General features: G+C 35.5%; 7 protein-coding genes. 4 read left to right on the top strand and 3 right to left on the bottom strand.

What is annotated here, in order from left to right; all coding sequences use genetic code 11:
- Positions 1-629: 629 nt before the first annotated feature.
- From NV381_RS18505 to NV381_RS18520, 4 genes are read left to right on the top strand one after another with little or no spacing between them, the layout of a single operon-like run.
- On the top strand, positions 630-1,688 hold the full coding sequence (locus NV381_RS18505; RefSeq protein ID WP_258214772.1) for a restriction endonuclease subunit S: 1,059 nt from the start codon (positions 630-632) through the stop codon (positions 1,686-1,688).
- Between the two features lie 15 nt (positions 1,689-1,703).
- Positions 1,704-3,566: an HsdM family class I SAM-dependent methyltransferase gene (locus NV381_RS18510; protein WP_258214773.1), complete on the top strand. Its 1,863-nt coding sequence runs from the start codon at positions 1,704-1,706 to the stop codon at positions 3,564-3,566.
- Positions 3,563-5,164 (top strand): ATP-binding protein, encoded by a 1,602-nt coding sequence (locus NV381_RS18515; RefSeq protein ID WP_258214774.1) that lies wholly within the window; start codon positions 3,563-3,565, stop codon positions 5,162-5,164. Before NV381_RS18510 ends, NV381_RS18515 begins: the two co-directional genes overlap by 4 nt.
- Positions 5,165-5,170: 6 nt before the next feature.
- Positions 5,171-6,271 carry a hypothetical protein gene (locus NV381_RS18520; protein WP_258214775.1) on the top strand — a complete coding sequence of 367 codons (1,101 nt, stop codon included), beginning with the start codon at positions 5,171-5,173 and terminating at the stop codon, positions 6,269-6,271.
- A gap of 674 nt (positions 6,272-6,945) precedes the next feature.
- Here the strand turns inward: NV381_RS18520 and NV381_RS18525 are convergent.
- The 3 genes from NV381_RS18525 to NV381_RS18535 all read right to left on the bottom strand — a co-directional run bounded on the left by NV381_RS18525 (position 6,946) and on the right by NV381_RS18535 (position 12,222).
- Positions 6,946-7,506, bottom strand: coding sequence for a hypothetical protein (locus NV381_RS18525; RefSeq protein ID WP_258214776.1), 561 nt, complete (start codon positions 7,504-7,506; stop codon positions 6,946-6,948).
- Positions 7,507-7,560: 54 nt separating this feature from the next.
- A complete protein-coding gene (locus NV381_RS18530) occupies positions 7,561-9,972 on the bottom strand; it encodes an AAA family ATPase (protein WP_258214777.1) in 2,412 nt (803 codons plus the stop codon).
- A gap of 264 nt (positions 9,973-10,236) precedes the next feature.
- Positions 10,237-12,222 (bottom strand): TniQ family protein, encoded by a 1,986-nt coding sequence (locus NV381_RS18535; RefSeq protein WP_258214778.1) that lies wholly within the window; start codon positions 12,220-12,222, stop codon positions 10,237-10,239.
- Between the last annotated feature and the right edge of the window lie 69 nt (positions 12,223-12,291).

Below are 12,291 nucleotides of genomic sequence, written 5' to 3' on the forward strand. Positions count from 1 at the left end.
TTTCCCAAATAATTTTCGGCCTTATTAAACTTTCACAAGAAATCAAAATTTATAAAAACATAAAAAATCCCGATGTATCCAGGCTTTGAGCCACATCGGGACTGACTTTCTTGTGACAAATCTATGTTCCAAATCTATGACAAAATAAATTACAAACGGTGACAAATTGAATTACAACTCACAATATGTTGTGAGTTGTATTTCACTTTGTCATACAAAACGCCCCTTTTGGGGATGTTTTGTAACGTCTATTTGGCACTTGTTGGAATGTCAAATGGCATAAAGTGCAAATTTCTGTATTAATCTTTGTCATAATTCGTTAACTAGTTAAAGAAGAACCGCATAAATACATATTTGCATATGTAAATAGTAAATAAAGTGCCTCCGTAACCCAAACCACGACTTAACAATTTTTGATATACATAACATATGACTAGTAAACGTCCACGGTAAAATACTCCAATCTAATTTTAGCGTAGTATGTGATTTGTCACGTATGATCTAGTATAACTCTCGTAGGGAACAACACTATCATAAGCACCTGTTGCATGAAGCTCTTTGTAATGAGAAAATAGATACGTGGATTTACTTCCATTGTTTTCCGGAATTAAGAAAGGAAGGAACTTTTATTGGTCTCATCATCACCCATACCGATGCACAAGCTCTTTACTATTACTAAACTAACATTTCAAAGAAACAAGATTAAACCCGGAAATATTCTTATCATACTTTTCGGAGGTGATATTGGAAGGGTTTTTCGGTACAAAAATGAAGATAGGCTTCCGAGTGGTTTAGGTAAGGTTACTATTCTTCGCCCTGATCTTATTGATGAGGAATACCTGTACCAACTCCTTCATTCCCCTCGTTATGCGCTTACCTGGGATAGAAACAAAGCCGTACATAGTACCACAATTGATCATTCCTTTCTTGACCATGAAACAATTATTCTTCCTCAGTTGTCGAAACAAAAGGAAATTGTCCATTTGTTCCAAAAAGCAGAACGCCTGCTTAAAATGAGAAGAAATTCAAACTCCTTATTGCAACAAGCCTTAAACGCAGTGTTTGTCTCCTGTTTTGGAGATCCGGTTCAAAATCCAAAAGGATTCGAACTTATTGCCTTAGGTGATATAGTAACGATCAATCCTTCCAAAAAAGGTATTTCGGATCGAAACGACTTGTTGGTACCATATGTTAAAATGGAAGATCTTTTTTCAGAGGGAGTTTCTCTATCGGAGTATCGAAAGGTCAGAGACATGCGTGAAGGCAGCTATAGTTATTTCGCTAATGGCGACGTTTTGTTCCCCAAAATCTCTCCAAGCTTAGAAAATGGAAAAGGCTGTGTGATTGCTGGTCTGGAGCACGATATTGGTTTTGGATCAAGTGAGTTTGTTGTGCTTCGACCCATTTCGAATGTCACTCACGCCTACTGGATTCACCGACTGTTATCTCTCCCGAGCTCTCGTAGATGGGCCGCACAGTTCCTGTCTGGCAGTGCTGGACGTCGACGCATCTCTGTAGCATTTCTAAAGTCTTGGAAGGTTCCACTTCCGCCGTTTGAACTTCAAAGGGAATTTTCTACTGTCGCACATTCTTTGAATGCCATTCGGCTAAAACAAACCATTGCGCATAAGCAGCTGGTTCAATTAATCGACCTTGCCCAAAATAATTTATTTATAGACCTCATTTAAGGAAGGACGAGCGGTATGATTGAACAAGACCGAAAAATACTGGCAAGACAACTGAACGCTCTTATGGATCTGTTGTGGCGAAATGGTATAAGCGGATCGGAAGAAAGCATTGACCTAATTACATTCCTGTTTTTATTTAAATCGCTGGATACTCCTCATTTACATAGTGGAATTACTTGGGATATAGTCATGAACCAAACCATAGATATTTCTGCCAAGCATTTAATCGAAGAAGCCAAGTTGCAAATCGATCAAGTTGCCGGTTACGGCTTGACAGGGCCTTTTGATTGGAATATTTCTGGGCAAATGCTGTTTGAAGCAATGAGAATAGTGGATGAGATTGTAAACAATTTTCAAGACAAAGTTAGTTTTGGGTATATCTTCGATATTCTTGGCACAACTATAGCTAAGCGAAAGATGATGCCTGTATTCACACCACTGAGACTTGCGAACACCTTAGTACGTATGGTTGACCTACAGAAATCTGATCTTTTAGTAGACCCCTCATGTGGAATTGGAAGCTTTCTAATTGCTTCTCTGCCCTTTTCAAATCATATACAAGGATTCGATATCAATGCTTTCTCGGTACGAATATCTAGAGCTAACCTATTTCTAAATGGGGCCACTTCCTCTGAAGTATCTCTTACTGACGCTTTAGACAGAGGGCTTGACTATGCGGAATCCAGGGCCAACGTAGTCCTAACAAATCCGCCTTTTTCTATGAAAATGAACAATAAACAGCTTTCAAACTCAATCCTATTCGTGGATAAAAAAAAACAAACATCCGAAATTCTTTTTCTTTGGAGGACACTATCGCTGTTAAAGCCTGGAGGCCGGAGTGCCATTATTTTGCCAGAAAGCTTCTTTTTCAGCGAAATGTATGCTCAAGAAAGGAAGCATTTATTTAAAATGGCACTTGTGGATGGCATTGTATCGCTACCGCGCGGAATGTTCAAATCTTCTGCCCAATTAAAAACATCCGTCCTTCTGTTTCGTAGAAAAGAGTCTCACACATCCGATACTGAATATGTCTGGTTTTATGAAATGAATTCTGAAGACCTCAGTCAATCGGAAAATGGCTCTCCAGAGGAGGAAGATATTTTCCACAATTTGCTCATCGCTTGGGGAAGACGCCAGTATGACGCTGATCAATGGTTTAAAGCCAAATATAAGACATATCCTTTCCTGTCTTACCCTCTATCGCACGTGGAGAAAAAGAATATCACGTTCGTTTCATATAATGAAATCGTAAATGAAAACTATTATTTGAATTTATCAAATTACAGTTATATGGAGCCTCATACGGAGACATTTGGAGACCCGCATGAATTGTTCCGTGAGGTGCTAGATTTGGAGGAGCAGATCGCCGAGGGACTACGTGAAATAATGGATCAGTCACGTTGGATTTCCGAAACGATGGATCGACAATATACCGATGCTGCTGTGACAGTTCCACCTTCTGCAATCGAGTCTCTTCCGAAAGAAAAAGATTATTACAAGATTATGATGGATATTACAGCGAAAGAGCGACGGCAGCAAATGAAAAAGCACCGTGAGTCGATTGATTCAAACCTAGGTTGGTTTTTGGACGAGTTAGCAGAATGGCAAAAAAAACTACTTAATCAATTTTATAAGAGCACTCAACCACTGGCCGCACATGAAGCAGCAAAAAAAATCATTGGTGTACAGATTGCGTTACAAACCATTTTACTATTTGAATCCTTTGGTATTTTGGAACGCACTTTGCATACGGAAATCAAAATACCTTCCTTTAACGAGGTTGAAAACGAAGCTACAGTTGTCGACCGCCAAGGAAAACCGCTGAGTATGCATCGTTGGCAGCCAGCTATTTCATATATGGAAGGTAGAAACTTATGAGGCTAAATCGCATCTATATTGAAGAATATAAGTTATTAAAAAAGTTTACGATTGAATTTCATGAGAATACCAACTCTCAGTTCAGGGCATCCTGCCGCTTCTTGATCGGTCAAAACGGCACCGGTAAATCGGCTTTGTTGGAAGCTATCAGCTTTATATTCACTCGCATCATGCAGGACGAATCACCAGGTTTCCGGTTCCGAATCGATTACTTTGTACATGTCAACGGCAAAGAAACAAAGATTGCTGTATGGAATTTGGATGGGCCATTATCCTACACAATCGATGGAGAGAAACAAGATACAGAAACCACACCATTCAGCGACATGCAGGATTATCACCCGACCAAAATTTTGGCTCAATCTACAGGTCCCAACAATTTGTTGGATGGCGTTCTACTTCAAACGCCAGAAGATGCATTGATCAGTGACGTATATGATTATGTATCTAATCCAGAACGTGAAGTCGAAGATGCTGCCGGATTGGACCGGCTTCTCAGTAAGATAGAACGATTACACGAGGATCCTCGATATATGTTCATTAATGGAGAAACCTCACTTTACGTTATAATCACGCTTTGTGTTTTCTCCAATATTTCTAGCGATCCTGAACTAAATCGCCTCTACTGCCTCAAAAGAAAAAAACTTTTTGACCTGGTCGGGAAATTCACCCCTGTTTCTTTTTCACTTTCGGGAAACGATGGAAAGATTTCTTCCAGATTTGGCAAAGAGATCGGCTCCATTGAGCGAGAATTCATGAAGTTACTGTACATTGAACAGGAATCAGGTTCACCGCCATTACATGATTTTGTAAACAGAACAGTCACTCAACAAAACGATGAAATAAAAGGGAATTTCCAACAATTCTTATCTGATTATCGCAGAAATGCTGTTTTCCGTTTGGAACAAGATGCCAAACAAGCTCATGGCAACTATTTTCATAAAAAGATCAGTCAAGCGACAACGCCATTGTCCTTTCTATCATCCCTACTATATGCCAAACGTTTGGGATTGTTGGAACATGCTGAGCTCGCCTTTAAGCTGAAAGGGTCGGATGTCATATTTAATAGTGACAACCTTAGCGATGGCGAATATTTATGGCTTGCTCATCTAGGTATCCTGCTTCTCATGAGCTGTGAAGATAATATTTTGCTCTTATTGGATGAGCCTGACGTACACCTGAACGAAGCATGGAATGTCGATTTTATCAAGTATCTCAACGAATTTATCTCATTAGAAAACACTGACACTAGCCATGAAGTCGTCATTGCCACCCATTCTTCCATGATTTTGACCGATGTTGATCCTAATCAGCTTTATAACTTCAAGCTGATTGTGGACAATGATAAACCACGTTCGGAGATCAAACCTACGCGTATTTCCACCTTCGGTGCCAACCGTGGGGAGATCAGTAAGCAAATTTTCGAGACCGGAAGCATTATCGGGTCATACGCTGAAGAAATGATTGATGAAGCATTCCGACTGGCTGATGAGGAAAACAATTATGATAAGCTTAAACAGTTGCAAGACATGCTAGGACCTGGCTACCATTACTTCCGTGTCTCCAACCGATTATTAGAGCTGGAGGAGAATGACTGAAACTCAATGCTGATTCGAATGAACAAATCAAAATATCATGACGAATTCAAAATAGTATTGAACTTTGTCGACCAACTGTTGGACTACTCTGCCATGAACCAGACATTTGTTAGTGAGCATTTTCTTGCTCACTTTAATTCCGGTAAACCGACAGGGGCGGGTTCCTGGTATTTATCAAAAAGCAGAAATTCAGATGGCCCGGTCGTTTCAGGATATATGGGACTCTTCAATGCATTGTCTATCCAGGAGCGGATTCAGATCCGGGAAGCTTTTCAGAACGATATCTGTTTTTACGATCAATACGATACGGTCACCTTCTGTTTCAAGTCAAACAAGCTTCCGCCTAAACTTAAAACAGCACTCAATCAATTTATTGTTCCCTTTTACAGTCAGATCTTTAATAAGATAGGTTTCGACCAAATAGGAACGTTTTCTAAACATCCTTTTGAACGCTCTTATTTTTTTGAAGGTTACCTGCAAAGCAATGACAATATAAAACTCTGTCCCGCATGTCTGTGTGAAATCGACCTTTCGAAGAATTTAATTGCCGATTTGGATCATTACTTTCCCAAACATGAATACCCGGCTTTGGCAATCTTACCAGACAACCTCATACCCGTTTGTTTATCCTGTAACGAGCGAGTCAAGCTTCAACAGGACCCGCTCGATATATCCGCCAATCCAGGGGCAATTCAACGAGCATTCATCCCTTACAAACATGAAGCAATTGATGAATTGGACATTGGCATCGTATTCGGGACCCGGGATAAATTCATTGTTCAATTAACAACTTCTTCAACGGAGGATGTAGCCAATGCAAGGGTTAATAACTTAAATCGTATCTATGATTTAAGCGGTAGATGGCCTGGCAGGCTTGAAAATATGTACGATGCTCTCCTAAGTGATTTGGCCGAAGATAATCCTGATTGGGACAACTTGGATGAATGGCTGAAACAGAAATTGAGTGGGAAATGTCATAGTTCTGAGAAAGGAAAACGAAAGCTCCCCTTATACTTCCTCAGAATGAAACTGCTTGAGACTTTACTAGGTGATCCTATAAAATTCAAAGCCATCTTGAGGGATTTACGAATGCGGAGGATATTTTAAGATGAATAAAGTAAAACCGAGCCTTTGGATGTAGGACAAGTTGCAATAAAAATATTGTTAGAATTATAGCCTATATGGAACGGAATATCTTCACAAAGATTCAATTATACTTGATAATAATTAGTACTCTCTATACTAAAAGTGTTCAACTAGGAGGCTTCATTCATAGTTGACGATTGTAGACATAATAGAAGAAGCCCACACATTGTTCTGTGTGGGCCTCTTTTCAGTAGTGCATTTATCTTAATGAGATGATCCGTGGCTTGGTAAATCCACACATGATTCTAATAGTGTTTGACGATTGACAAAATTGTGATGACTCTACGTTCTAAATCGATGACATACGATATTACTATAAGTGGCAGCGTGAATTACATTTGTCATTTGGCATTGATAAATGTAATCTCTTTTGTAATAAACCGCGGCAGATTAATCTTTATATTGCAACCTCTATTTTAAGATAACGTAGGGAAAATACTAATTATTACGTGTATTTAGAAATAAATGGAACTACTTATTATAAAAAGTTTTATACACTCTTCTCTCTTCTATACAACTTAGAAAATCCAGTTCTTTTATTTCCTCAATTGGCCTAGAGGATTTGAAGACTGTATTTTCGCCCCAAGAAACTAAAAGTTTCCCCCCCTCAGCATTATTTTTCATCATATAACTAGCTATATTTTATCATAAACAATCTCAACTGCTTCACTAAATTGGTCTTTTAGTTCAATTAAGTGGTTTTTAATATAAGTGAACACCGCTTCTGAATATTTAATAACCTCATCATAAGATGGGAGATTTCCTTTATGTATTACATCGTTTCTGAATTTCGTTAGTTTGTCATCAAATATTTCAGGTTGCTTACCAAGAAGTTCATATTTACTGAAATGATTAAGGTATAGCATTAGATAAGCGCCTAACTGTCTTTCTGATTGATTTTTAAGATTTTTCCATGTTTGCTCAAATGCACTGCCATATACTCCGCTATTACGCAGAAATACCTCAATGCTAAATTCATAAAACCTCTCAAGAGAAGCAGCAAAATTTGATACTGCTTCTCTCGTATAACCATCAGACAATGCAAGGACGCCCATTTCAAATAGTATTTCATATTTGTGATGATTTAGAACAACTATTGATTTATGTCCGTTAATACAAGAAACACTATAGATTCCGTCATCACGCATCTCCAAAAGTAGTTCATTTTCAACTATTTGTTTTTTTCTCGTACACACTCAACACAACCTGTATTTAGTTTCATGCAAGCCCCTCTTTCTTGGAACACTTTATCATAATTTATTATCAATCAAATCTAAAGTGTCGCGTACAAGATCAGCTAATTCTCTAATACTCATCGTATCTGGATCATAACCTAATGCTCTATAGTCAGGTTCCGGTTCTCCATGATGTGGTTTACACGATACTCCATTAATCAATCTCAATTTTGTAATTATTGAAGATGGAGTTGTATCATTCCTAAAAACAACATTTTGAGTAACTAACTCATCAATTAATCTTCCAAATGTCCTGCTGGTTTCAGGGATCACCGTAGTTTGTCTATAAAATTTAAAACATATATGAGCTTCCAAAATATTCCTCATCAGTCCAAGGACTCTGTCTTTTTGATTAATATCTGAGTTCTCAAGGAATTTTTCAAGTTCCTTTATATGCCTAAAGTAGTCAATCTCAACCAACGCATCTAAGTCAACAGGCTCTAGTCTCGAGGATTCTGTTAAAAAGTTTTCTGATATGCGTAAAGTCCTTTTATCCCCCCTATCAATACCTTTAGATAAATCTGATAGAAAATATTCATTATGACTCAGTACAATTACTTGTTTTATTTGCAAATAGAGATCCTTAATGAGTTTAACTGTAGTTAACCTGCGATTTCGATCTAGACTAGAGAGAGGATCATCAAAAATCAATATTTTCTGAGATAACCGCGGATCAATATCCACCTTTGATAGAAAAAAAGCTAGTGCAATCGTGCTTTTATCCCCTTCACTAAAACATTCCTTCGCACTGTTGGGTTGACTAGTATCAAATGAAATATCATATCCATTCATTGTGAGTTTATAGCTAATTTTGCTTTGCGTTGCTCTTCCTTGTGGCGCCACATTTTCGACACTTTCAATTTTAAATGAGGTTCTGAAAACTTCCGATAAGTAGTGATTTATTCTATCCTTATAGGTCGAAAAAAAGACTGTTGTTTCTTCGTTTTGTTGTAATACCAATTGTGTATAATTTCGTTCCAAAGCTCTTAGATTTTGTTTCTCAGTCTTTAAAGTGAGACAAATGGCTGCTATTGATGGCTCGAATCTTTTCTCTAACCTCTTAAGTCTATTTAACTCATTTTGTGCAAGCTGTTCAGATTGAATCCCCATACGGAAATTACTAACTGAATTATTGAAATCTGACTTAACTTGATTGTAGTTAGAAATATTATCGTTAATGTTTTGCAATGAGGTTTTTATAGTAACAACTTCCTCAATAGAAGCTGCAACTGATGGATTTTGACATTTATTATCAACAATTGAAATTAGTGCTTCTAACTCATTTCTTAAATTAGATTCATTGAAAATTATACTTGAATTAATTTGAGGAACATCTGAAGAAAGATGTGATGACCATAAATTAAATCTTTGTATATTTGTTTCTATTGTGTTATTTATCGATTGAATAGTTGCTTCAAGATTAAATTTAGGAATACTTCTTGAATGGTCTTGAAGCCTTAATATTAGTGAATTAAACTCTTCATTAAAATGAGCGGTATAAGCTCTGAGTATATCCGAATTATTTACAACCGCTTGTCTACACATAGGACAAGCTAAATCCATGCGTTCCCTCTCTTCTATTTTTTCTGTTTTACTTTTTAAATAATTAAATCCTTTTTTTATCCAAGTTTCTGGATCTTCAATTGTGTTGGTTATTAAATCACTGCAATGTTCATTGAATATACTTTTTAACGCTTCATCTTGAATCGTATCCATCGAGCACTGCAAATCGGATATAATTGCTTCAAAGTCTAGTCCTGGATCAACTGGATTAATTGGAGAAAGTGTTTGTAATGTTTGGATTACAGAACTGGCTCTAGCATTATTTAAAGCAACTATTGCCGCGGCAATTTTGACATCTATATCTTCAGCTTCGTTTTCGCGTAAAGATAAAAACGCATTTAACATTTCAGGAGTTAATTCGTTACCAACAAGTTGTATGATTTGTGTTTCAAGACTAGCAATTCTTTGACGTAATGCTGTTTTCTCAGTTTTATTTCGTTCTATTTGTTGTTGAATGTTTACCCCTTGAGCACCGATTACAAATTCATGAAGTTGTTTTTTATGCTCATCATTAAAATCAAAACCTGAATATATATTTTCATTAACAAAATGGATATCAAATATTTCGACATCAGGAAGGGGATTTGACCATCCAGATCGTCTAAGTGTATGGGAAGTATTGTTACCAGAATCATCTCTTTGAATTATTTGAGCTACTTGAGTTTCCATATGGTTAGTAGACTTCCTCTTAATAACTATATCAGGTTTACTTTCAGCTAAAGAACGAAATACTGATGTTAAGGTTGTCTTACCACTACCATTATCCGCATAAACAAGGGTAAATTTCTTAAAGGTTACATCTCCTGTTGATTGGTAATTTCGAAACTTCCCAATTGAAACAAGACGTTCTATTTTATGTATCACATTAAATCCCCCATTTAGTCACAATTTCCTCTTTGCTTGTTTTAGGTGAAGTTTCTATTTTTCTCATACTTGTTTTCGATTTATATATACGAATTTAGATGTTTTTGCTTATTACATATTTCGAGAATTCTCGTCATTTCCCTCCTTTTACCTTATTTGGTCAAAGTTAAAAAACGTAAAAAAGCAACAGATTAAAATCTGTTACTTTTCAAAAATATTTACAAAATATATTTGGAGAGATCAAGGTCATAAGTAATCCTAAGATTAAAATAATGGAAATTTACCTTTTTTTCTATAGTACAACAATGTCGTTTCTGATATATTCATTAAATTTGCAATCTTTGTAAACGTTATTTCTTCGCCATTTTTTCTAAGTACTTCAATAACCTTTAGAGCTTTTTGTAATACAGCTTGTCTCTTAAGGGCGATTTGTTCCTGCTTCTCATCTCTTACTAATTTCAAACAATATTCAAACAGAGTTGGATACTTGATGAAAAGTGTATTTCTTTGAACTCCTAAATTGTTTAGCATATTATTAAAATTAAATGTTTCATTTTTTTGCTTCTTCTCCTCCACAAATTTATCTACCTTATTCATGAGTAGTTTCAATGCGAGAGTAATTTGTTTTTCTTTTGCTTCAATAAGTAAATAATTTAAACCGCGAACTTTTAAAAAATCTCTATCAATCTGAATTCCTTCTAATACATTTTCTACAGTTACTTTGATATTATCTTCCACTAATATTTTGATTCTATTTATTATTTGATCTTTTACTTCTTGTGGTACGCGAGTCTCTTTTTTTGAATCGAAAATAATATATGATTGCACTTCAACAAATGCATAGTAGTAATAAAAAGTACACATATTCCATTTAAATATCTCTTTAGATTTCCTCCGTAACTGAGATTTATTATAGCTATTTGTTGATTCAATAAGATCCTTGAACATTTTGCTTACAAGATATTTATTTTTTATTATTTTACTAAGCAGACTCCTACGTAGTCTAGTAGAAAGAAGATTATGAGCTAACAAATATCCTTGTATTTCATATACCCGTGTAGAACTTATTTTACTTTTTCTTCTGATTAATTTTAGACTTTCTCCACTTTCTAGGAGTTCCATTACATATAATATTTCTTGAGTTTTATTAGAAATCTCCTCCCAAATCCCAGTTTTTTTATTTTCCCCAAAAAAAATAAAGCAGTCTGTACAAACTGATGGATTTTTATGTTTGAACTGGTTTTTGTAATAAACATCGATTTTTTTCATTTTTTCATCTGTATTATTTCTCGGACACCAAACAGTCAAACATTTTTTCGGATAGTCACTTAACAATTCCATAACACTATCAATAAATTCTTTGGGAACAATTATATTTGAAAATCCCTCGATATTTATATTAATTGGTGATTGAAGAATTCTTAGGAGAATTGATAGATTAGGCCTTCTTATTTTTTTATAATACTTTTCATCCAGAATAAAGTATCTTAAACAATTTGCTTCATCTTTTGAAAATACTAAATTTGAAGTTGACTTATACTTAATCTCACAGTTCTGTGATACATAAAGAAATAGTATTGCCAATGCTTTCTCATACGTTAAGCCTTTAATTCCATTTGTCAATTTTGTATCTGGGCTAATCAAAAAATTCCAAATACTATATTTCAACAGTTGATCATCGACTATCTCTTGATCTAAGATTACATTACTTTTATATTCGTACTTAAAATTACACTTTTGACAAGTTAATTTCGTATCAGTAAGATAAGGATAATATGTACTACAATAAGGGCAAGAGTTTTCCAGAGGTATTCTATGAACATCACATATTTCTATTTCTTTTATTTGCCAGAGAGTATTGAAAGAACCTTTATTTTTAATGCATGAAGGACAAAACCTTCTATATCTTTGTTCGTATCCTTTTATCAAAATCTTGAACTGAACTCCATCATCGTTGTCAATATTGTTTTCTTGAAATTTCTTCAGCAGATTAGTAAAAGCATTATTATGTAATAAATCATCATTCGATATGGAAAAAATACTGGATAACTTTTTCACATCTACCACACGTTCTGGTGCTATATCAATATAATAAGCACGAAAACTGCGAAATCTTCCATATTTCAAATTGTATATCTCCTTAAATTGTTTCGAAAGATTATGCCCATTTGCTTCACACATTCTCATCAGGTAACTTGATAACGATTCTAATGGTTGCCATTTAAGTCTCTTGGTAAACTTACGGACCATCCGTCATTACACACCTTTATAAAATTCTTCAAAAAACATTAACCTCTTTTATTAACAAATAAGCATTAT

This window comes from Paenibacillus radicis (ex Xue et al. 2023) (assembly GCF_024722015.1).
Lineage (GTDB): Bacteria > Bacillota > Bacilli > Paenibacillales > NBRC-103111 > Paenibacillus_S.